We start from the raw sequence: 21,392 nt of genomic DNA, 5'->3' as shown, positions 1-21,392 counted from the left end.
CTGCCCATCCAATCTCAATCCCTCAAATCAAAAAAGCCTCCAAATCTTTCGATTTGAAGGCTTTTTCCTTGCGGAGAGAGAGGGATTCGAACCCTCGATACAGTTTAACCCGTATGACGGTTTAGCAAACCGTTCCTTTCGGCCACTCAGGCATCTCTCCATTATTTCCCTGAAGGGGTTGCAAAAATAGGAAAAGTTTTATATTCTCCAAAAGCAAATTCGGTTTTTTACAAAAAAACTTGCCCTAAGTATATAAAAATCCGCTGAAAGGCAGTCCCCATGCGGGTGAACATGAAAAAGCCGTGCAGTTGTGCACGGCTTTTTAAAATAGGTTCTCAGGGCTAAGGCAGGCTTTACATGGCCGCCAGTTGTACTTTCTGTTGCAATTCAATTACGCTGTCACGGAAGTTATTGTCAGTATCCATCAGGTCCTTTACAGTTTGACAGCTGTGGATAACGGTGGTATGATCGCGTCCACCAAAATGTTCACCGATTGTTTTCAGGGAATTTTTAGTAAATGATTTAGCGAGATACATGGTGATTTGCCTGGCCTGCACAATTTCACGTTTACGTGTTTTTTGCAACAGCTTATCATAAGGCACATCAAAATATTCGCAGACCATTTTCTGGATACTCTCGATTGTAATTTCTTTGGAAGATGTTTTTACAAAAGATTTCAATACGCGCTTCGCCAGTTCCAGGTCAATTTCCTTACGGTTCAGCGATGATTGTGCCAGCAGGGAAATCAGTGCGCCTTCCAGTTCACGTACGTTTGTCTGGATGTTATAGGCTACATACTTCACTACTTCTTTCGGCATTTCCAGTCCATCGTTCCGCATCTTCATTTCCAGGATTTCCATCCGGGTTTCAAAATCGGGGATCTGGATATCAGCGCTCAGTCCCCAGCGGAAACGGCTCAGTAATCTTTCCTGTACGCCATCCAGATCTTTAGGCGCCTTATCAGACGTTAGGATCAGCTGCTTGCCGGATTGGTGCAGGTGGTTAAAGATAGCGAAGAAGGCGTCCTGTGTTTTCTCTGCGCGGGCAAAGAACTGGATATCATCTACGATCAACACATCTATCAACTGGTAAAAGTGGATAAAGTCGTTGATGATATTATTCTTGGAGTGATCTATAAACTGGTTAATGAATTTCTCTGCACTTACATATAACACCGCTTTGTTCGGATGTATACGTTTTACATCATTGCCTACTGCCTGTGCAAGATGCGTTTTTCCCAAACCTACCCCACCATATATTACCAGCGGATTAAAAGAGGTGCCACCGGGCTTTTCGGCCACTGTTTTACCTGCACGTCTTGCCACACGGTTACTGTCTCCTTCTACATACGCATCAAACGTATAATTGGGATTGAGCTGCGAGTCAATCTGTACCCTTTTAATGCCCGGAATAACAAAGGGATTCTTAACCGGGTTGTGAATCGTTAAAGGAAAATCTACTTCATTGTCTTTCTGAGGTTTGGTAAACTGCGTGGGCATGTTTACTGTTCTGGGATGCTGATGTGGCGTACCGTTCTCTACTACAATGCGATACTCCAACCGGGCTTCTTTACCTAATTCTCTCTTGATGGTTTTTCCTAACAATCCCACATAATGCTCCTCAAGGTATTCATAAAAGAATTGGCTGGGGACCTGGATGGTTAAAACATTGTTTTCAAGTTTAATGGGTTTAATAGGTTCAAACCATGTCTTAAACGGCTGCCATTCTACTATATCCCTAATTATATTAAGACACTTTTCCCAAACTTGTTCGCAAGTTTTATTCATTGAGATAAAAAAAATTAGTTGTTTCTTAATTAAGGATGCTTAGTTCTCGAATTCGAAATTCCCCAACGCAGGAAGTTGAAAAATTTTCAGACAGGACGACGAATATCTGTAGAAAATGTTGAAAAAAAAAATTTATCTACCCTTGTTTATATTCTCCTGATTACAGAGTACCAAAACCCCTTTTTCCACTACTGCTGTGGCTTTACAGCCCAGACGTGACAAGGTTTTCATTACTATAAACCCCATTGATTAACAGCACCTTTATCTTTTCCATTCTCCTTTTTATCATAAATATGGATATATAATTGATAAAATAATATTGTATCCTTTCTCTCAAAAAAAAACGTTCACTGATAAGTCATGAGATATTCACACTTTTTCGGGAGAGGGTGCAAAACTATGTTAGTATCTCCATTTAAAAAAATGTATTAGGGGATAGTAATTGTGAAAGTATTTATTTATATCCGCGCGCACCGGATTAATAAAAAATATTTGTCCGCACTAAGCCGAATACCTTATCTTTGACCCTTCTGAATTTAAAATAATTTTTCTATGAGTTTTGAAATTACCGGAAAGCTGATTGTGAAGTACAACACGGTACAACGTAGCGAAACTTTTAAGACAAGAGAGTTCGTTATTGAGAAGTCCGACGACATCAATGGCCGTGTTATCAACAACTATATAAAGTTTCAGTCGGTGCAAGACCGCACTGGTATTGTAGACCGGTTCAATGAAGGTGAAAACGTTAAAGTTTATTTCAATATCAAAGGCACCAGATGGGAAAAAGATGGTAAAGTGAACTACATCACCAACCTGGACGCATGGCGTATGGAATCTGTAATGGCAGCACCTGCTCCGGGCACAGATCCACAGCCTAACTACAATACTCCACAGATGCCTGCAGGCGGCGGAGATGGCGGCGACGACCTGCCTTTCTAAGCTGAAAGCATCACACAAAAGCTATTGAAGCGAAGATATAAGCGGATTACATCCCCTTATGTCTTCGCTTTACTCATTTTATACATTACCCCGCATTTGCTATCTTTGCCGCAGTTTTAGGATAAACACCTAACCGCTAATATGATACAACAAATATCTCTCAAATTACTGCCGGCCGATGCCGCCTCTCATACAAATATCATACAGCACGCTGCTGCCGCACTAAGTGTAAAGCCTGCCGACATTACAGGATTCAATCTGCTGAAACGCTCTATAGACGCACGTTCCAAGCAGGTGTTCTTTGTCCTTACCATACAGGTATTCATTAACGAACCTTTTGAAGAAAGGCAACACACCCATCCGGTATATGCATCCCTGCCAGCCAATGCACCACGGGTGCTGATTGCAGGCGCCGGACCCGCGGGCCTCTTCGCCGCATTGCGGCTCATAGAAGCAGGCGTAAAACCAGTTATACTGGAACGCGGTAAAGATGTACGCGCACGACGCCGTGATCTCGCCGCCCTCAATAAAACAGGTATCGTAAACCCCGACTCCAACTACTGCTTCGGCGAAGGCGGCGCCGGTACCTACTCCGATGGTAAACTATACACCCGCTCCAATAAACGCGGCGATATTAACCGCATCCTCAACATATTCGTACACTTCGGTGCAGAAGATAAGATTATGATCGATGCACACCCGCACATCGGCACCAACAAACTCCCGCATATCATCACCGCTATGCGCGAACAAATCATCAACAGCGGCGGAGAAGTACACTTCGAACAAAAAGTAAGCGCCATACAAATCAGCAACGGCGCAGTTACAGGCGTGCAAACCGCCACCGGGCAAATATTTGAAGGCAAACAACTCATTCTCGCCACAGGCCACTCCGCCCGCGATATATTTATCATGCTCCACCAGCAAAACATTTTGCTGGAAGCCAAACCCTTTGCCCTCGGTGTGCGCGTGGAGCACCCGCAGGAACTCATCGACAATGCACAGTATCATTGCCAGGTGCGTGGCGAATATCTCCCGCCAGCCAGTTACAGCCTGGTAGAACAGGTGGAAGGCCGCGGCGTATTCTCTTTCTGTATGTGCCCGGGTGGCATAATCGCCCCCGCAGCTACCGATCCCGGCGAACTGGTAGTGAATGGCTGGTCGCCTTCCAAACGAAACAACCCCTTCGCTAATTCAGGCATGGTGGTTACCGTTGATGAATCCGACTTTGCACCATTCGCACATCACGGCCCGCTCGCAGCGATGTACTTTCAACAGGCGGTTGAAAAACAGGCGTATCATGCCGGTGGCGGCAATTTCGTAGCGCCCGCACAACGTATGACCGACTTTGTCAATAAAAAAGTTTCTGCCTCGTTGCCTGAATGCTCGTATGTACCTGGCCTCAACAGCGTGGACCTGCGCAGCGTATTACCCAAAGTAGTACACCAGCGCCTCGCCGGCGCCTTTAAAGCCTTTGGCCGCAAAATGAAAGGATACTACACCGAAAATGCTGTACTGGTGGCCACAGAGTCACGCACATCTTCACCGGTACGCATTCCCCGCAACAATGATACGCTGGAACACCCGCAGGTGGCAGGTCTTTATCCCTGCGCCGAAGGCGCCGGATATGCCGGAGGGATCGTATCCGCTGCAATGGATGGCGAACGCGTGGCCGCCATCATTGCCGCAAAGTTGTCGTAACGATATTCCGACTTATTTATTGGGGATTAATCACTAATTTTTCACCATGAACCTACTCGAAGTCAAACACCTGAAAAAACATTATGACACCCACAAAGCGGTGGATGATGTTAGCTTTGATATACAGCAGGGCAGCATCTTTGGATTACTGGGTCCTAATGGCGCCGGTAAAACAACCCTGCTCCGCATGATTACCGGTATCTTCTACCCCGATGAAGGCCAGATCATTTTCAACGGGCAAAAATTCAACCCGGAAAACGATGTGCAGTACATCGGGTATATGCCGGAAGAAAGAGGTCTCTATAAAAAAATGAAGGTAGGCGAACAAACACTCTATCTCGCCCAGCTCAAAGGACTCTCCCGGAAAGAAGCGGTACAGAAGATCCAATACTGGTTTGATAAATTCGATATCAACTCCTGGTACAACAAACGGGTCGATGAACTCAGTAAAGGCATGCAGCAGAAAGTGCAGTTCATCTCCACTGTTCTACATCAGCCCAGGCTGCTGATCCTCGATGAACCCTTCTCCGGCCTGGACCCTATCAACTCCAATCTCATTAAACAGGAAATTTTCAACCTCAGTCAGCAAGGTACCACCATCATTTTTTCTACCCACCGCATGGAACAGGTAGAAGAAATCTGCGACCATATCATGCTGATCAACAAAGGTCATAAAATACTGGATGGCAGTGTAAAGCAGATCCAGCAGGACTTTAAACAGGGCCTTTTTAAAGTAGGCCTGGGCACAATGCCTAATCCTGCACAAATGGCTACTTATCACTTTAACATTGTGCAAACACATGATAAGGCGTTTACCGTAAAAATGAATGAAGACAGCAGTACCAACGATATCCTGCTGCATTTCATCCGCCAGGACATTCCTGTTACATATTTTGAAGAAATCCTTCCTTCTATCAACGAGGTATTTATCACCCAGGTACAGCAAACCGAAAACAGCAACGCCCCCGTAGCTGCTTTGCCGCTGGCCTGATTAACCTGCTACTTATGGAGAAAATCTGGCTCATTATAAAAAGGGAATTCTTTACCCGCGTGCGTAAAAAATCATTCCTCATCACCACTATACTGGTACCACTGGCCTTTGCCGCCATGATCATTGTGCCCATCCTTTTATCTACTTCTTCCAGCGAACATAAGCTCATTGCGGTGGTAGACAAAAGCGGGTTGTTTGAAAACAAGTTCCCCGATTCCAAAGGCGTATATTTCAAATACGTGCAAAACCAGCCCATCGATAGCCTCAAACTGCATTACAGTGATCTCGGCTATGAAGGAGTGCTGTATATCCCCGAGTTTGATATCAACAGGCCCTCCGGCTTTGAATTTTACAGCAGCGGCCAGGCAAGCATCACCATAGAAAACAGTATCAACAAGGATATCAACAGCATCATTGAAAAGAAGCGCATGCAGCTGCAGGGGATTGAACCCTCTAAAATGGATGAAATCAGGTCGGATGTGGAAGTAACCTTTAAAAATGGTAAGGACGAAAAGAAAGGCAGCTCCTGGGTGTCTTATGGAGTAGGCTACGCCAGCGGGTTCATTATCTACTTTGTGCTGTTACTGTTTGGTACCTCCGTTATGCGGGGTGTGATGGAAGAAAAAGTGAGCCGCATTGCAGAAGTAATGATCTCCAGCGTGAAGCCTTTTCAGCTGATGATGGGAAAAATTGTAGGCATAGCCGCCGTGGGCCTGCTGCAGTTTTTTATATGGGGTATCTTCATTACAGCCATATACTCCCTGATACCGCTGTTCTTTTCTCCTGAAAGCATGCAGGCAGCTGCCGCCCAGGGCAACCCGGCGCAAACGGCTGAAATGGTGCACAGAATGCGGGAAGTGATAGGCAGTATCAACTGGAGCTTACTGGTACCTTGCTTTGTGTTGTACTTCCTGGGAGGTTATCTCTTTTACTCTGCCTTGTATGCCGCCATTGGCAGTTTGGTCAACGAAGATGCCTCCGATGTACAGCAGCTCACCATTCCCGTAACAGTGCCCATCATCATTGGTATCATGATTATGATGAAGGCAGTACAGGACCCTGGTAGTCCGCTCGCGGTATGGGGCAGTATTATTCCATTCACATCGCCGATGGTAATGATGGCGCGGCTGCCCTATGGGGTTCCCGGCACAGTACCTTACTGGCAGCTGATATTGTCGTTTGTTTGTCTTATTGGTGGCTTTTTGGGCACTACCTGGTTAGCCGGCAGAATATACCGCACAGGGATCCTGATGTATGGAAAGAAAATTACACTGAAAGAAGCGATGAAGTGGGTAGTAAGAAAACCATAAAAAATTTTTTGAGATGGTTACCGGGGCGGTGGTTCCGGTAACCAATCAAATATCGAAGCTATTTAAATGGCGGATGGTATCCCTGAACTCCGTCCATATTCCCGCCAATACAGCTGCTGCGGGCTTTATATCATGTATCAAAGCACTTACCTGGCCTATTTCCAGTTCCCCTTCTTCGAGGTTACCTTCAAACATGCCTGATTTGGCGCGGGCGCGTCCCAGCAAGGTTTTCAGGGCATCTATATCTGCGCCGTTATCTTCTGCCTGCCGCACCGCCTGGTAAAAATTATTTTTGATGAGGCGAACGGGCGCCAGCTTCTTTAAACTTAACATGGTATCGCCTTCTTTGGCATTTACCACCGCCTGTTTAAAATTTATATGGGAAGATGCTTCGGGGGTTGCTACAAAACGGCTGCCTACCTGCACACCGGATGCGCCTAAGGCAAATGCTGCTGCCATGGCTTTCCCGGAGCCTATGCCCCCGGCTGCAATAACCGGTATTTTTACCTGTTCGCATACTGCCGGGATCAATACCATGGTGGTAGTTTCTTCGCGGCCGTTATGCCCGCCGGCTTCAAATCCTTCTGCTACTACTGCATCTACTCCGGCGGCCTCGCTTTTTAATGCAAAGGCTGCGCTGGATACCACATGCACTACCTTGATACCTGCGGCTTTCAATACCGGTGTCCATGTTTTTGGATTCCCGGCAGAAGTGAACACTATTTGTACCCCTTCTTCCAGGATAATATTTATCAGCTGGTCAATATCCGGGTATAATAACGGCACATTCACTCCGAAAGGCTTATCAGTTGCCTGTTTACACTTTTGAATGTGCTCCCGCAATACGGCAGGATACATGCTTCCGGCGCCGATGAGCCCCAGGCCGCCGGCATTACTAACGGCGCTGGCTAAACGCCATCCGCTCGCCCAGATCATGCCAGCCTGGATAACAGGATATTGAATATCGAATAAGGAAGTGATACGGTTGTTCATAAGCGAATATACTATAGCTTGATGCTGCCGGTATTATCCCAGGTCTATTTCGGTATTATCGCCTATGTTCAGGCTCTGGCTCAATCCGCGGATATTGGCGTCGCTGCCTATCAGGGAAGATTTCAATACTACTTCATACAGGTTACTGAAAGAGCCGATAATAGAATCCTTTACAATAGAGTAGTTGATCACCGTATTATCACCAATGGCCACATTAGGGCCGATAATGGCGTTTTTAATGTTACAGCCTTCCCCTATGCTTACCGGCGGGATGATGATCGTATTTTCATATGGTAATACGGGATTGCTGGCCAGTTTATATTTCTTCAGGAGGATAGCGTTTGTTTCCAGCAGCGTATCTTTCCGGCCGCAATCGAACCAGTTGGATACTTTGAAGCCATTGAACTGCACACCGTGCTCAATCATACATTCCAGTGCATCTGTGAGCTGGAACTCATCGTGCGACTTTATCCTGTTATCAATATTGCTTTGGAGGCAGTCGTACAGCTGCTCTGTTTCCTTGATCTTGTAAAGTCCCACCAGTGCGAGGTTCGACTTAGGGATCTGCGGCTTTTCCACTACGCGGGTAATCTTTCCCTGTTCATCCAGTTCGGCAACACCGAAGTTACGCGGGTCGTCTACTTTTTTCAGGCCAAGCATAGAGTAAGGGGAGGCGATCACTTCTTTAAAATCGCATTCGCAGATGGTATCGCCCAGTACAATCAGTATTTCATCACTACCTACCACATCGCGGGTAAGGGATAAAGCATGACCGGTACCTTCGCGGCTGTTTTGCTGCACAAAGTGACAGGTAAGCTGCGGATACTTCTTTTCTACGTAATGCTGGATCTTTTCACCAAGATAGCCTACCACAAAAACAAATTCTGTGATACCCGCATCCACCAACTGATCAATAATGATACTGAGAATGGTTCTGCCGGCTAAAGGTATTAATGCTTTAGGCTGTGTATATGTATGTGGACGAAGCTTGGTGCCTGCCCCTGCCACTGGTATTATTGCCTTCATTTAGTGTTGTAGTTAGGATTAGCTATTGCTGCTCGAATGCGGCGAAATTAACATAAAAAGCGGAAAGCATAAAGCAGAAGCCTTTACGCTTGCAATTGATCCGGCTTTAATTTATTTTTGCACCAAATTTAAGGCAACATGCAAAGAGACCAGCAAATATTTGATTTAATCGGCCAGGAGTTGGAGCGTCAGCGCCACGGCATTGAGTTGATCGCATCTGAAAACTTTACCAGCTTACAGGTAATGCAGGCGATGGGACATGTGATGACGAATAAATACGCCGAAGGTTATCCTGGCAGAAGATATTATGCGGGCTGTGAAATTGTGGACCAGAGCGAACAACTGGCAATTGACAGGGCTAAAGAAATATTTGGCGCTGCTTATGTGAACGTACAACCTCACTCAGGGGCACAGGCCAATGCCGCTGTTATGCTGGCTATTCTGCAACCGGGCGATAAAATCCTCGGACTGGATCTGAGCATGGGAGGCCATCTTACCCACGGTTCTTCCGTAAACTACTCCGGAAAGCTCTACCAACCTCATTTCTACGGTGTTAACAAAGAAACAGGCCTGGTAGAATATGATAAAATGGAAGAAATTGCCAACCGCGAAAAGCCCAAACTGATTGTTTGTGGTGCTTCTGCTTACAGCCGCGACTGGGATTACAAACGTATCCGCGAAATAGCTGACCAGGTAGGCGCTTTTGTACTGGCTGATATTGCGCACCCGGCAGGTTTGATTGCCAAAGGCTTACTGAACTCTCCGTTTGCCCATTGCCATTTCGTAACTACCACTACCCATAAAACCCTCCGTGGTCCCCGCGGCGGTATGATCATGATGGGCGCAGATTTCGAAAATCCGTTCGGTCTGAAAACACCAAAAGGCGAAACCCGCCTGATGAGCTCTCTCATTGATACCGCTGTATTCCCTGGTATCCAGGGCGGTCCGCTGGAACATGTAATTGCCGCTAAAGCTGTTTCTTTCTTCGAGATACTGTCTGACGAGTACACTGTATACGCCAATCAGATCCTGAAAAATGCGCAGTCCATGGCTAAAAGCTTTGTAGGCAAAGGATATGAAATCATTTCCGGTGGTACCGACAATCACCTGATGCTGATTGACCTCCGTAATAAAAATATCTCTGGTAAAAAAGCGGAACAAACACTGGTAAAGGCCGATATCACCGTCAATAAAAACATGGTGCCTTTCGACGATAAATCTGCCTTTGTTACTTCCGGCATCCGTATTGGCGTTCCCGCTATCACCACCCGTGGTATGAACGAAAGCCATATGGGGCAGATCGTTGACTGGATCGATGCCTTGCTGCTGGATGCAGACAATGAAGGGCTGATCCTCAAGGTAAGAGGCGAAGTGAATACGTTTATGCAGCAGTTCCCGCTGTATCCCGAGTTGTAGGCGGATTTTGTCTTGGCTCAGGATTACGCTGATTATACTGATTAGCTGGATTTTTACTTTTGGATTTTATAAAGGATTAAGGGAGATAGAAGCGGATATTCGCTCTTATCTCCCTTTATTATTACATCTAAAAATCAGAAAAAAATCCAAAAGTAAAAATCAGCGTAATCAGCGAGAAACACAAAATCCGCTTCTATCTCCCCTGATCCTTTATAAAATCCAAAAATCCAAAAAAGTAAAAATCCAGCTAATCAGTATAATCAACATAATCCTGAGCCAAGACAATTTCCGCTTCGCCGAAGGCGAAAGCGGCCCGCAAAAAAAATCGCTGCATTTATTTTGATTTCCGGAATATACCCTTATCTTTATAGTGTACTAGTTAAGTAGTACACTAAACCACAAGATATGATTAACATCCAATCCCTGACATTCAGCTACCGGAAAAACAAACCCCTGTTTGAAAACTTACAGCTACGGCTGGAAGCAGGACATATTTATGGTTTGCTTGGAAAAAACGGTGCGGGCAAATCCACGCTCCTCAAACAAATGGCCGGCTTACTATTCCCCGACAGCGGCACCTGTGAGGTGATGGGCTATCCATCTGCCAAAAGACAACCCGCCTTCCTCCGGGAGATATTCCTGGTGCCGGAAGAATTCTATCTCCCAAAAGTAAGTGTGAAAAGATATGTAAACACCTACGCCCCTTTTTATCCCAACTTCGACGAGGCCGCGTTTTACAACTATCTCAAGGAATTTGAAATTCCAAAAGACCAGCAGCTGACGGAAATGTCGTACGGACAAAAGAAAAAAGTACTGATCAGTTTTGCCCTGGCCGCCAACACCAAAGCCCTGATCATGGACGAACCCACCAATGGCCTGGATATCCCCTCCAAAAGCCAGTTCCGTAAAGTGATTGCCGCCGCAGTGAGCGACGAAAAATGCATTGTGATTTCCACCCACCAGGTACGCGACCTGGATAATCTCATCGATAGCATCGTGATCATTGATGACCACAAAATTATTTTCCGGGAAGATGTACAAACAGTGACAGACAAATTGAGCTTCAAAACCGTGAGCAGGATCGAGGAAACAACCGGTGTCCTCTTCGCCGACAGCAACCTGCGCGGACATACCATCATTACCCGCAACGCAGGCCAGGAACAAAGTAAAATAGATATGGAACTGCTGTTCAACGCGATCCTCACCAATCATAAACCCATCCAGGAAATATTCAACTGATCCACACATGCAACCAAACAACGTATTTAATGTTCGTCGTATGCAGTTATACCTGCAAAAACACTTTACCGATCATTACCGCTTCTACGGAATGGGCATGCTTGCCGTATTCGGGCTGATGACAGGTATCGCGCTTTTAACGATACTGGTGGCCCGCGAACCTTTCCGCCAAACGAGCGACATTGTAGGCTTTTATTACGCCGGCATGTTCTTTTGCGGATTGCTGTTCACCAGCAGGGCTTTTAATGAACTGGGCAGCAAGGAAAAGGGCGTAGACTTCCTGATGTTACCTGCTTCGCAGTTTGAAAAGTTCATCACATTGTTCCTGGTTACCGGCATAGGCTACCTGTTGTTTTATCATATCAGCTGTTACCTCAGCTTTAAAATTATTGAAAGCGTACAACTGGCGGCATTTGGCAGGGGAATAGTTAACAACTATGCGTTCCTGGATGATCCCAAAGAAAAAGTATATATCTATTACGGCTATATTATTCTGCACGCGGCATTTTTACTCGGCGCCACCTACTTCCATAAGTACAGCTTTATCAAAACAGTGTTATCGATTTTTGTATTAGGATTTGCATTGTGGCTTATTAACTGTGTTATCGTTACCCTGATTTTCGGATTCGGGCACGACTTCTGGAAAAGATCGATGCCATTCCTGCTGGTCTCCAAGCTGGAAGGCGGCCCTACCTCATGGCACACCAAAGTATACCTGATCCCGGAATGGCTGCAAAACACTTACCTGTTTATGATAAAATTTGTGATAGCACCTGTGCTCTGGACCATTGCTTATTTCCGGTTGAAGGATCAAGAAATTTAAAAACTTAGCGAAATGGAATTCAAAGATACACAGGCAATATACATACAGATTGCGGATTACATCTGCGAACAGATATTGCTTACCAAATGGCAGCCGGAAGAACGTATTCCTTCTGTAAGGGAACTGGCGGTTTCGCTGGAAGTAAATCCCAATACAGTGATGCGCACCTGCGAGCTCCTGCAGCAACAGGAAATTATTCAGAATAAAAGAGGGATCGGCTATTTTATCAGCGGAGATGCAGTGAAGAAAATAAAGCAATTCAAAAAAGATGCTTTTATCCGGAACGAATTGCCAAGTTTCTTCCGCAGTATGTACCTGCTCGATCTCGATCTCGATGAACTGAAACCTCACTTTGAGAAATTCAAAAAATCAAATTTCAACTAACATGAAAACCAGCAGTAAATTACTATTAGGTTTTTCAGGTGTAATGGTGTTATTCATGCTGTTTTCTGCCATTATACTAAAAGCCAATTACAATAAAGGCATCACTAATATAAAGAATCATGAGCCACAACAAGACCCGGATTATGCGAAAGTGACCCTGCCTGCCTTCAAAGCACTGGTGCTAAAGAACACCACCGCAAATGGTGGAGTTACTATCTATGTGCGTGAATCGCCGGAATACAGTCTCGAATTCTATAAGAACGCTACTTATGATATGTCGGGCGACACACTTTACGTAGCGATCAATAAGGCGCGTGACATCACCTTGTATGCTCCTGTTATCGGCTATATCGACAACAAAAGTGATTACAGCCTAACCATTTCGGACGTTAAATCGCCAAAGCTGGAAATCAATGCAGGTAAAAGTCTGCGGACTTTTGTGATCAATACAAAAATCAATTCTTTTGCCTTTACGGGAGGAGAAAACAATACGCTTGAAGTAAATGAAGATAATATTTTGGACTCGGTGAAAGTAACGATGGCTAAACATGGCTCACTGTATTTTTATGCACCGTATCAGTCGGGAGAATTCAGCGTGGATAGTTTAGACAACCTGAATATAACCGGCAGGTCCTTACAAAGTTTAAAACGGATTAACTAAAGATTTAGCAATAAATTCTATCAATGCATAAACCGGTTTTTCAGCCGGTTTTAAATTACATAACAAGTTTTTGTGTTAAAAATGAACGTCCCGATTTCTATCGGGACGTTGCTGTTATATCTTTTTAAAGTTGTTATCTCTCTTTAAAACTGCGTAGCCAGATAGGCCATCGTTCCGATACCTATCTCGATCGCATGTTCATCTACATCAAAAGTGGGCGTATGTACACCGGAAGTAATACCACGGGCTGTATTGCCGGTACCCAGCCGGAAGAAGCACGCCGGTACCACTTGTGAATAAAAGGCGAAATCTTCCGCACCCATCCTGATTTCGGTATCCCCCACTGCTTCGGCGCCCAGGTAATCCGTAGCAAAGCCACGGGCTTTCGTGGTTACTTCTTCATTATTATATAAAGTAGGATAGCCTACCAATATTTCAATATCAATTCCGGCGCCCATCGCTTCGGCAATACCGGTGGCCTGTTTGCGTATCAGCTCATGCGCTTTGAAACGCCAGGTTTCATCCATAGCCCTGAAAGTACCCATCAGCTTTACTTCGCTGGGAATCACATTGGTAGTAAATCCGCCATTGAAAGCACAGATTGATAATACAGAGGGGGAGAAAGGATTGTTGTTACGGGAGATAATCTGCTGTAAGCTTACTACCAGTTGAGAGGCTACCAGGATGGTATCTACCGTAAGATGTGGCTGCGCGGCATGGCCGCCTTTTCCTTTGATGGTTATATAAATTTCATCTGCACTAGCCATATACTTACCGGCATGAAATCCAAGCTTACCGGCTTCCATGGAAGGATGCACGTGTAATCCGAGGATGGCATCCGGGCGGGGATTTTCAAGAGCGCCTTCTTCAATCATGATGCTGGCGCCGCCGGGATGTTTCTCTTCACCCGGCTGAAACAGCACTTTAATGGTGCCTTCAAACTCCTCTTTTAATTCATTCAATATTTTGGTAGCGCCTAGTACCACCGAAGTATGTACATCATGCCCGCAGGCATGCATTACGCCCACGTTGGTGGATTTATAGGGCACATCGTTGGCTTCAGTGATGGGCAATGCATCTATATCAGCACGCAGCGCGATGGTTTTGGAGGCGGGGTTCTTTCCTTCTATCAGCGCGATGATGCCGGTGCCGGCAATACCAGCCTTAAAAGGAACACCGAACGCGGTTAACTGCTGTTGTATATAAGCAGTGGTTTCAAATTCCTGGAAAGACAATTCGGGGTGGGAATGCAGATGCCTCCTGATGGCAGTAAATTCAGGGGCATATGCTTTTGCCAGCTCTTTAATACGGTTCTTCATTCGATAGTTCTTTATCCAGTGACACGTTAATAATGGCGGGTACTACAAATACACCACCTGCAAACAGGTCGGATAATTTGTCCCGTAATTCAGATGCTTCCTCACGGGTTTTAAAATCACCTACGCGCACTTTAAAATACGGGGCCTGGTAATCGAGATAGGTGCGGTAGTCGCCAAAAAGCTGCATTACTTTTGCTTTGGCTTCATTGGCATCGCCGCGTTTGTTGGTAGAAATTACCTGTACCCGGAAACCGGACTGGTTGCGGATGGCCAGGGTGTTAATGTAGATCTGTTTTTTAATCAGCGCGTCCAAACGACTATCTTTCACCACTCTCACATTTCCGTTGCCGGCGGTTGCATTGTCCTGCGCCATGGCCACACCACTCCCCAACAGACAGCACACCAGGATGAATAACTTTTGCATGAATACGGTATAATTAACTATGAATAATCGTTACTGGGCTTCCTTGCCTTCTTTTACTATGTTCACACTGGCACTGGCCCCGATCCGGGTAGCGCCGGCATCTATCAGCTCTTTCGCAAAAGCAAAGGTACGAATACCTCCGGAAGCTTTTATTTGTATGTTAGCCGGCAAATTAGCCCGCATCAGCTTTACTGCCTCTACGGTAGCGCCTCTTTCTGCATATCCTGTAGACGTTTTCATGAAATCCACGCCATACTTCGCATACAGCTGGCAGCACTGCACAATTTCTTCTTCCAATAATATGCCACTTTCAATGATGATCTTAATGACTTTATTCTTTTCCCGCACCAGGTACATGATATTGGCGATCTCTTTTTCCAGGTATTCCCAGTCTTTATTTTTGATAGCAGAGATATTGATCACCACATCCAGTTCATCGGCGCCGTCTACAATAGCCAGTACTGTTTCGGCTACTTTGGCTTCAATAGCGGAATAACCGAAAGGGAAGCCGATCACCGTGGCTATTTTGGTATTGGTAGCGCCCAGGAATTGTTTGGCGAGCTTCACATATAACGGGGGCACACAGGCCGCTGCAAAATCGTACTCCACACACTGCATGCACAACTGTTTAACGTCTTCCAGCGTGGTGGTGGGCTTCAATACAGTATGGTCTATATAGCGGTTAATCTCCATCATTCATTTACTTGATTACAAGGCGAAATTAATGCAAAACGGATTACGTTGCCGTAATCCGTTCTGATATCATTTCCAGGCAGGTGCGCTTAGGCGTTCTTACCGTGGCATTGTTTGTATTTTTTACCGCTACCACATGGGCAAAGATCATTGCGACCTATTTGTGGACCCTGGTGGCGGATAGGCTCTGCTTTTACTTCTTCAGCCGTTTGAATTTCAGGGGCGCTGTTCTGGTGACTGCCGTTTTCCGCCAGTTCCTCATGAGAAGCACGCATGCGGCTCATATCGGTTTTTTCTTCCCGGCCTTCCCGGATTTCCGGAGCAGCTTCCTGTTCCTGGTTGCTTACGGGGATACCGCATTTGGTCAGGAAAGAAACGATATCGCGGCTGGTTTCACCATCCATCGCCTTGAACAGGTTGAATGCTTCAAATTTGTAGATCAGCAAAGGATCCTTCTGTTCGTATACGGCACTCTGTACGGATTGTTTCAGGTCATCCATTGCACGCAGGTGCTCTTTCCACGACTCATCAATCAAAGCCAGAGTGATGCTGCGTTCCAGGGCGCTCATGGTTTCATGTCCCTTTGTTTCCACTACCTTTTGCAGGTTGGCCAGTACGTTGATACCTTTTTTACCATCTGTAAATGGTATAGAGATATTTTCGATCTGGTGGCCCTGTTCCTGGTAGATACGTTCTATTACCGGTAAAGTATTACTGATAAGATCATTTACCTTACGTGTATAGTTATCTTTTCCTTCGAAATACAGCTTGTTGGCCAGGTTAGGAATATCTGTCTTGGCCAGTTCTTCACTGGTGATTTTTGTATCGATGGAGAAGTTCATGATCGCATCCATCTTGAATGCTTCATAATCTCCGCTGGCTTTGTGGGTAGACACCATATTTTCCGCTACATCGTAGAAAGCGTTATCGATGTCTATTGCCAGTCGTTCGCCAAACAGGGCGTGATTACGTTTTGCGTAGATCACCGTACGCTGTTTATTCATTACATCATCATACTCCAGCAAACGCTTACGGATACCGAAGTTATTTTCTTCTACTTTCTTCTGCGCTCTTTCAATGGAACGGGTGATCATGCTGTGCTGGATCACTTCTCCTTCTTTATAGCCCATACGGTCCATCAGGCCGGCAATACGTTCTGAACCGAACATACGCATCAGGTCATCTTCCAGGGAAACGAAGAACTGTGAAGTTCCCGGATCACCCTGACGACCGGCACGACCACGCAGCTGGCGGTCAACACGACGGCTTTCATGTCTTTCTGTACCAATGATGGCTAACCCGCCGGCTTCTTTCACGCCAGGTCCGAGCTTGATATCCGTACCACGACCCGCCATGTTGGTGGCGATGGTCACTGCTCCGGGCAAACCTGCTTCCGCAACGATTTGTGCTTCACGGGCGTGTTGCTTCGCATTCAGTACATTATGCGGCACTTTTTCGAAGGTGAGCATTTTGCTCAGCAATTCAGACACTTCCACAGAGGTAGTACCTACCAGTACAGGACGTCCTTTTGTCTGCAGCTGCTTGATTTCTTCGATAACTGCTTTGTATTTGTCTCTCTTTGTTTTGTATACAAGATCTTCCGCATCTACACGGGAAATAGGAACGTTGGTAGGAATGGTTACCACATCCAGTTTGTAGATCTCCCAGAGCTCACCGGCTTCAGTGGATGCTGTACCGGTCATACCGGCCAGCTTATGATACATACGGAAGAAGTTCTGCAGGGTGATGGTGGCAAATGTTTGGGTGGCAGCTTCCACTTTTACATTTTCCTTTGCTTCAATTGCCTGGTGTAATCCGTCTGAGTAACGGCGTCCATCAAGGATACGGCCGGTTTGCTCATCCACGATCTTTACCTTACCGTCCATTACCACATACTCCACATCTTTATCAAATAAAGTGTAGGCTTTCAGCAGCTGCTGCACGGAGTGGATACGGTCTGATTTAGCGGCAAAGTCCTGCAGCAGTACATCTTTACGCTGCAGTTTTTCTTCTGGTGTCAGCGGCAGCTTTTCAATTTCGGCCAGTTCAGTTCCCACATCCGGGAGGATAAAGAAGTTAGCATCTTCTCCGCCCTGGGTGATCAGGTGAATACCTTTATCAGTGAGATCTACACTGTTTTGTTTTTCTTCGATAGCGAAGAACAGGCCTTCATCTACTTTTGGCATTTCGCGTTGCTGATCTGCCAGGTAGTAGTTTTCAGCTTTTTGTAATAATACCCTGTTACCAGGTTCGCTGAGATATTTGATCAGTGCACTGCTCTTTGGCAAGCCTCTCCAGGCGCGCATGAGGGCCAGTCCACCGGTTTTAGGATCATCTTTACCTTCTGCAATCAGTTTCTTTGCTTCCTGCAGATATTGATTGGTTGCTTTCTTCTGCATTTCCACCAGGTATTCGATACGTGGTTTTAATGCATGGAATTCCTGCTCTTCACCGCGGGGGATAGGGCCGGAAATGATCAGCGGAGTACGGGCATCATCCACCAGTACGCTATCCACCTCATCCACCATGGCGTAATGGTGTTTACGTTGTACCATTTCATCCGGGTTGTGTACCATGTTATCACGGAGGTAGTCAAAACCGAATTCATTGTTGGTGCCATACGTAATGTCCGCCAGGTAAGCGTTACGGCGGTCTGGTGTATTGGGTTGATGCTTATCGATACAGTCTACGGTAATATCGAGGAATTCGAAAAGAGGTCCGTTCCACTCGGAGTCACGACGTGCCAGGTAATCATTCACCGTTACGATATGTACGCCTTGTCCTGCCAGCGCATTGAGATAAGCAGGGAGTGTGGATACGAGGGTTTTACCTTCACCTGTTGCCATTTCGGCAATTTTACCCTGGTGCAGTACGGTACCACCAATCAGCTGCACATCATAATGTACCATGTTCCAGGTAACCATGCTGCCGGCAGCGCTCCAGCTGTTTTTCCAGATGGCTTTATCGCCTTCAATGGTCACATAATCCTTTCTCACAGCGAGCTGACGATCCAGGTTTGTAGCGGTAGCAGTCAACGTGGTGTTATTGGTAAAGCGGCGGGCTGTTTCTTTTACTACTGCAAAAGCGGCGGGTAATAATTCTTTCAGTACTACTTCCAGTTGCTTGTCACGGTCTTTTTTAAGAATATCTATTTCCTGGTATATCGTGTCCTTTACAGTTACATCTTCCTCTTCATCTGCGCTGGCTTGTTTTTCCGCTATTTCTTTATCGATAGTGGCAAGATGCTCAGCGATACGTGCGCGGAATTCCTGCGTTTTATGGCGGAGGTCATCGATAGGCAGGGACTGTAGTTTTTCGTACTCCTCATTAATCTGCTGCACCACCGGAGAGATGGATTTAATATCCCTTTCTGATTTATTCCCTCCAAATAGCTTTGATAAAAAACCTAACATGTTAAATGTTTAATTACGAATTACGATTTCTATTTATTGTAACCTGATCCCATCCAGGCAGCGTGTATCAGTTGATAGATTTCTGCTTCACCAGCCTGTGGCACAAAGGCTGCGGGCTTCGTCAGTTGGATAGACGGCATCCAGATTACTCAAATATTGTGCTTGTTAAAGACGAACTGTCAAGGTGTCAGTTTTACAGCCCGTCCCGGCAAGGCCTGTAAAAGTAGGAATAAATTCGGTGATTCAAGGGGGATTTTGAAGGGATTTTGCATTTTGCCATTATCAATTAACATATCTTTCATATCAGCCGAAAAAGTTAGTGGTATAGCCACTCCGGCCGGATACCCTGTATTCTTTTTACGAGCCAGTCCTGCCATTTTTAAGGACAGTAAATCTCATACCAAGCCAATTTCCGGAAGTAATACAACAAACCACGGCCGGCAATGCCCTGGAAAATGGCTTCGTACAATATAGGACTGTCGCAGGAAAGCAGCCAATCAGCCAGCTGCCGGTTATTTGTTTATAGCGCAGCGCCCAAATTGGCAGTATTGCTGCCGGGAGGGCTCAGGCTTATATCTGCCAAAATACCAGTACACGGCGTGGTGCATGGATATCCGTGGCTGTAAGCTAAGATCCGGCAGGATATTTTGCAACGCATTAAGCCCTGGCTTTCTAACCGGATGTTCCCGTTATATCTTTCGCCAACGCCTGTACGAAATTGCGGCTGATGCCACTGTTAGCCTTATTATCGTGTTACCCCGGGCATTCCGGCACTTTCCCGGCAAACCGCTTATCATAAAATATGACCAGCCAAACAGGGGATCTGCGACCAGCTCCCCGCTGGGATTGCTGGTCAGCGTCAGAAAAGAAAATTTTCAAAAAAAATGCCCGTCGCCCATATAAAAAGATGGAAATATGAAAATACTTTTTATAAATTTAAAGGTTTAATAGCCGTTTTAACTTATTTACACAAATATCCACGTTTATGGCAAATGCAATTCAGCCGCAAAAATTGTTCGTAGCAAGCTGTATGGCGCTACTGGTAACATCATTATCCTTTGGCATCCGTGCCGGAATATTAAGCCGCTTAGGCGTTGAGTTCCACCTGGATACCAAACAATTGAGCATCATTGCGGGAACTGCTTTCTGGGGATTCCCGCTGGCAGTGATTATAGGAGGATTCATTGTAGATGCCATAGGCATGAAACGGTTACTGCTGGCAGCTTTTATCCTGCACCTGCTGGGTATTGTGCTAACGGTATTTGCGAACGGCTTCTGGTCGCTGTTCATCTCCACCCTGTTTATCGGGATGGCCAACGGTACCGTGGAAGCGGCGTGTAATCCGCTCGTGGCCACTATTTTCCCCGACAACAAAACCACCAAACTGAATCACTTTCACCTGTGGTTCCCCGGCGGTATCGTAGTGGGTACCCTGCTGGTATTTTTACTTACCAAAATTGGCCTCAGCTGGCAGCTGCAGGTAGCCACTATGGTGATCCCCACCCTGATCTATGGTTATCTTTTTATGAAGCTTGAGTTTCCTGTTACAGAAAGAGTGGCATCCGGCGTATCTTCTGCGCAGATGTACAAATCTGTATTAAGCCCCCTGTTTATTGTGATGTTTATCCTGATGTTTGGCACTGCCATCACAGAGCTTTTCACCGGACAGTGGATTGAGGTATTACTGAAAAATGTAACCGAAAATTCCATCCTCATACTGGCATTAACTGCAGGTGTACAGGTACTTGGGAGAGGCATCGCCGGCCCTGTGGTGCATAAAATTTCTCCTACCGGCGTTTTACTTATTTCTGCGATTTTATCCGCTTTGGGCTTATATTTACTTTCTCATGTATCTGGCAACATGGTATTTGTGGCGGCCTTTATCTTTGGTATGGGCGTTACTTATTTCTGGCCAACCATGCTGGGCTTTATATCAGAAAATATCCCCGAATCAGGTGCACTGGGCATGAACCTGATGGGCGGCGCCGGTATGTTTGCCGTATCTGTATACATGTATTTTATGGGCGGGTTCTATGATAGTATCATCGTAAAACAACTGCCTGCCGGTGCATCCCTGGATGCTTACCGCTCCGCTGCCCCCGGTTCTGCAGAAGCTACCGCTTTCAGTCAGGCCACCGCAGTAGCCGGTCCGGAAATCATTAACGCCACCCTGATAATACCCGTTATCCTGATAGTGGCTTTCACAGGACTTTTCTTTTACATGCGCAGCCGCAAAAAAGTAGAAAAAGCACACGTTCAAATAGTATAAATTA

General features: G+C 45.9%; 19 protein-coding genes and 1 tRNA gene. 11 read left to right on the top strand and 9 right to left on the bottom strand.

Annotation, left to right across the window (positions count from 1 at the left end):
• Positions 1 to 71: 71 nt before the first annotated feature.
• Positions 72 to 160 (bottom strand) — tRNA-Ser (locus QFZ48_RS08090).
• A gap of 193 nt (positions 161 to 353) precedes the next feature.
• Positions 354 to 1,787: a chromosomal replication initiator protein DnaA gene (dnaA, locus tag QFZ48_RS08085; protein WP_079469646.1), complete on the bottom strand. Its 1,434-nt coding sequence runs from the start codon at positions 1,785 to 1,787 to the stop codon at positions 354 to 356.
• Positions 1,788 to 2,339: 552 nt separating this feature from the next.
• Between dnaA and QFZ48_RS08080 the strand changes: the two genes are divergently transcribed.
• The 4 genes from QFZ48_RS08080 (at position 2,340) to QFZ48_RS08065 (ending at position 6,728) form a co-directional block, all read left to right on the top strand.
• On the top strand, positions 2,340 to 2,726 hold the full coding sequence (locus QFZ48_RS08080; RefSeq protein WP_079469647.1) for a DUF3127 domain-containing protein: 387 nt from the start codon (positions 2,340 to 2,342) through the stop codon (positions 2,724 to 2,726).
• A gap of 141 nt (positions 2,727 to 2,867) precedes the next feature.
• Positions 2,868 to 4,427 (top strand): NAD(P)/FAD-dependent oxidoreductase, encoded by a 1,560-nt coding sequence (locus QFZ48_RS08075; protein ID WP_429061886.1) that lies wholly within the window; start codon positions 2,868 to 2,870, stop codon positions 4,425 to 4,427.
• A 46-nt stretch (positions 4,428 to 4,473) separates the two neighbouring features.
• Positions 4,474 to 5,418 (top strand): ABC transporter ATP-binding protein, encoded by a 945-nt coding sequence (locus QFZ48_RS08070; protein ID WP_429044206.1) that lies wholly within the window; start codon positions 4,474 to 4,476, stop codon positions 5,416 to 5,418.
• 14 nt (positions 5,419 to 5,432) lie between these two features.
• Positions 5,433 to 6,728: an ABC transporter permease gene (locus QFZ48_RS08065; protein WP_370911099.1), complete on the top strand. Its 1,296-nt coding sequence runs from the start codon at positions 5,433 to 5,435 to the stop codon at positions 6,726 to 6,728.
• 45 nt (positions 6,729 to 6,773) lie between these two features.
• Here QFZ48_RS08065 and QFZ48_RS08060 read toward each other — a convergent pair whose 3' ends face one another.
• Entirely contained in the window at positions 6,774 to 7,721 is a 948-nt protein-coding gene (locus QFZ48_RS08060; protein ID WP_429061884.1) for an NAD(P)H-dependent flavin oxidoreductase, read from the bottom strand.
• A 33-nt stretch (positions 7,722 to 7,754) separates the two neighbouring features.
• Entirely contained in the window at positions 7,755 to 8,747 is a 993-nt protein-coding gene (locus tag QFZ48_RS08055) for a sugar phosphate nucleotidyltransferase (protein ID WP_429061883.1), read from the bottom strand.
• Between the two features lie 138 nt (positions 8,748 to 8,885).
• On the opposite strand from QFZ48_RS08055, the gene glyA reads away from it, so the two are divergent.
• The 5 genes from glyA to QFZ48_RS08030 all read left to right on the top strand — a co-directional run bounded on the left by glyA (position 8,886) and on the right by QFZ48_RS08030 (position 13,270).
• Complete coding sequence (glyA, locus tag QFZ48_RS08050; RefSeq protein ID WP_429044216.1) at positions 8,886 to 10,163, top strand: serine hydroxymethyltransferase; 1,278 nt, start codon at positions 8,886 to 8,888, stop codon at positions 10,161 to 10,163.
• Positions 10,164 to 10,568: 405 nt separating this feature from the next.
• Positions 10,569 to 11,402 (top strand): ATP-binding cassette domain-containing protein, encoded by an 834-nt coding sequence (locus tag QFZ48_RS08045; RefSeq protein WP_429044218.1) that lies wholly within the window; start codon positions 10,569 to 10,571, stop codon positions 11,400 to 11,402.
• Between the two features lie 7 nt (positions 11,403 to 11,409).
• Positions 11,410 to 12,225 carry a hypothetical protein gene (locus QFZ48_RS08040; RefSeq protein WP_429044220.1) on the top strand — a complete coding sequence of 272 codons (816 nt, stop codon included), beginning with the start codon at positions 11,410 to 11,412 and terminating at the stop codon, positions 12,223 to 12,225.
• Between the two features lie 12 nt (positions 12,226 to 12,237).
• Positions 12,238 to 12,609 (top strand): GntR family transcriptional regulator, encoded by a 372-nt coding sequence (locus tag QFZ48_RS08035; protein WP_429044223.1) that lies wholly within the window; start codon positions 12,238 to 12,240, stop codon positions 12,607 to 12,609.
• 1 nt (position 12,610) lies between these two features.
• Positions 12,611 to 13,270: a hypothetical protein gene (locus QFZ48_RS08030; RefSeq protein ID WP_429061881.1), complete on the top strand. Its 660-nt coding sequence runs from the start codon at positions 12,611 to 12,613 to the stop codon at positions 13,268 to 13,270.
• Between the two features lie 143 nt (positions 13,271 to 13,413).
• On the opposite strand, the gene QFZ48_RS08025 is transcribed toward QFZ48_RS08030, so the two are convergent.
• The 5 genes from QFZ48_RS08025 to QFZ48_RS08005 all read right to left on the bottom strand — a co-directional run bounded on the left by QFZ48_RS08025 (position 13,414) and on the right by QFZ48_RS08005 (position 19,496).
• The gene (locus tag QFZ48_RS08025) at positions 13,414 to 14,589 is read right to left on the bottom strand and encodes a M20 metallopeptidase family protein (protein ID WP_429044228.1); all 1,176 of its coding nucleotides are present in this window, start codon (positions 14,587 to 14,589) and stop codon (positions 13,414 to 13,416) included.
• Positions 14,573 to 15,013, bottom strand: coding sequence for an SPOR domain-containing protein (locus tag QFZ48_RS08020; RefSeq protein ID WP_370911091.1), 441 nt, complete (start codon positions 15,011 to 15,013; stop codon positions 14,573 to 14,575). The genes QFZ48_RS08025 and QFZ48_RS08020 overlap by 17 nt, the downstream gene beginning before the upstream one ends.
• A gap of 30 nt (positions 15,014 to 15,043) precedes the next feature.
• Positions 15,044 to 15,709: a deoxyribose-phosphate aldolase gene (deoC, locus tag QFZ48_RS08015; RefSeq protein WP_370911090.1), complete on the bottom strand. Its 666-nt coding sequence runs from the start codon at positions 15,707 to 15,709 to the stop codon at positions 15,044 to 15,046.
• Between the two features lie 86 nt (positions 15,710 to 15,795).
• On the bottom strand, positions 15,796 to 19,119 hold the full coding sequence (gene secA, locus QFZ48_RS08010; RefSeq protein WP_429044233.1) for a preprotein translocase subunit SecA: 3,324 nt from the start codon (positions 19,117 to 19,119) through the stop codon (positions 15,796 to 15,798).
• A 179-nt stretch (positions 19,120 to 19,298) separates the two neighbouring features.
• Complete coding sequence (locus tag QFZ48_RS08005) at positions 19,299 to 19,496, bottom strand: hypothetical protein (protein ID WP_429044235.1); 198 nt, start codon at positions 19,494 to 19,496, stop codon at positions 19,299 to 19,301.
• Positions 19,497 to 19,562: 66 nt separating this feature from the next.
• Here QFZ48_RS08005 and QFZ48_RS08000 point away from each other — a divergent pair, with 66 nt between their 5' ends.
• Both QFZ48_RS08000 and QFZ48_RS07995 read left to right on the top strand, forming a co-directional pair.
• A complete protein-coding gene (locus QFZ48_RS08000) occupies positions 19,563 to 19,745 on the top strand; it encodes a hypothetical protein (protein WP_429044238.1) in 183 nt (60 codons plus the stop codon).
• A gap of 359 nt (positions 19,746 to 20,104) precedes the next feature.
• Positions 20,105 to 21,388 carry an MFS transporter gene (locus tag QFZ48_RS07995; RefSeq protein WP_429044240.1) on the top strand — a complete coding sequence of 428 codons (1,284 nt, stop codon included), beginning with the start codon at positions 20,105 to 20,107 and terminating at the stop codon, positions 21,386 to 21,388.
• Positions 21,389 to 21,392: the final 4 nt, after the last annotated feature.

The sequence above is a fragment of the Chitinophaga sp. W2I13 genome (genome assembly GCF_050434005.1).
GTDB lineage: Bacteria > Bacteroidota > Bacteroidia > Chitinophagales > Chitinophagaceae > Chitinophaga.
The sequence above is the reverse complement of the archived record's forward strand: the minus strand, read 5'-3'. Positions and strand labels throughout refer to the sequence as shown.

Bases quoted from the DNA above. Each gene is read 5' to 3' on its own strand.
- QFZ48_RS08025 (WP_429044228.1), bottom strand. From the start codon at position 14,589: ATGAAGAACCGTATTAAAGAGCTGGCAAAAGCATATGCCCCTGAATTT.
- QFZ48_RS08045 (WP_429044218.1), top strand. From the start codon at position 10,569: ATGATTAACATCCAATCCCTGACATTCAGCTACCGGAAAAACAAACCC.
- QFZ48_RS08080 (WP_079469647.1), top strand. From the start codon at position 2,340: ATGAGTTTTGAAATTACCGGAAAGCTGATTGTGAAGTACAACACGGTA.
- QFZ48_RS08000 (WP_429044238.1), top strand. From the start codon at position 19,563: ATGCCCTGGAAAATGGCTTCGTACAATATAGGACTGTCGCAGGAAAGC.
- QFZ48_RS08030 (WP_429061881.1), top strand. From the start codon at position 12,611: ATGAAAACCAGCAGTAAATTACTATTAGGTTTTTCAGGTGTAATGGTG.
- QFZ48_RS07995 (WP_429044240.1), top strand. From the start codon at position 20,105: ATGGCAAATGCAATTCAGCCGCAAAAATTGTTCGTAGCAAGCTGTATG.
- QFZ48_RS08070 (WP_429044206.1), top strand. From the start codon at position 4,474: ATGAACCTACTCGAAGTCAAACACCTGAAAAAACATTATGACACCCAC.
- QFZ48_RS08060 (WP_429061884.1), bottom strand. From the start codon at position 7,721: ATGAACAACCGTATCACTTCCTTATTCGATATTCAATATCCTGTTATC.
- QFZ48_RS08075 (WP_429061886.1), top strand. From the start codon at position 2,868: ATGATACAACAAATATCTCTCAAATTACTGCCGGCCGATGCCGCCTCT.
- QFZ48_RS08020 (WP_370911091.1), bottom strand. From the start codon at position 15,013: ATGCAAAAGTTATTCATCCTGGTGTGCTGTCTGTTGGGGAGTGGTGTG.
- QFZ48_RS08065 (WP_370911099.1), top strand. From the start codon at position 5,433: ATGGAGAAAATCTGGCTCATTATAAAAAGGGAATTCTTTACCCGCGTG.
- QFZ48_RS08040 (WP_429044220.1), top strand. From the start codon at position 11,410: ATGCAACCAAACAACGTATTTAATGTTCGTCGTATGCAGTTATACCTG.
- QFZ48_RS08055 (WP_429061883.1), bottom strand. From the start codon at position 8,747: ATGAAGGCAATAATACCAGTGGCAGGGGCAGGCACCAAGCTTCGTCCA.
- QFZ48_RS08005 (WP_429044235.1), bottom strand. From the start codon at position 19,496: ATGGCAGGACTGGCTCGTAAAAAGAATACAGGGTATCCGGCCGGAGTG.
- deoC (WP_370911090.1), bottom strand. From the start codon at position 15,709: ATGATGGAGATTAACCGCTATATAGACCATACTGTATTGAAGCCCACC.
- glyA (WP_429044216.1), top strand. From the start codon at position 8,886: ATGCAAAGAGACCAGCAAATATTTGATTTAATCGGCCAGGAGTTGGAG.
- dnaA (WP_079469646.1), bottom strand. From the start codon at position 1,787: ATGAATAAAACTTGCGAACAAGTTTGGGAAAAGTGTCTTAATATAATT.
- secA (WP_429044233.1), bottom strand. From the start codon at position 19,119: ATGTTAGGTTTTTTATCAAAGCTATTTGGAGGGAATAAATCAGAAAGG.
- QFZ48_RS08035 (WP_429044223.1), top strand. From the start codon at position 12,238: ATGGAATTCAAAGATACACAGGCAATATACATACAGATTGCGGATTAC.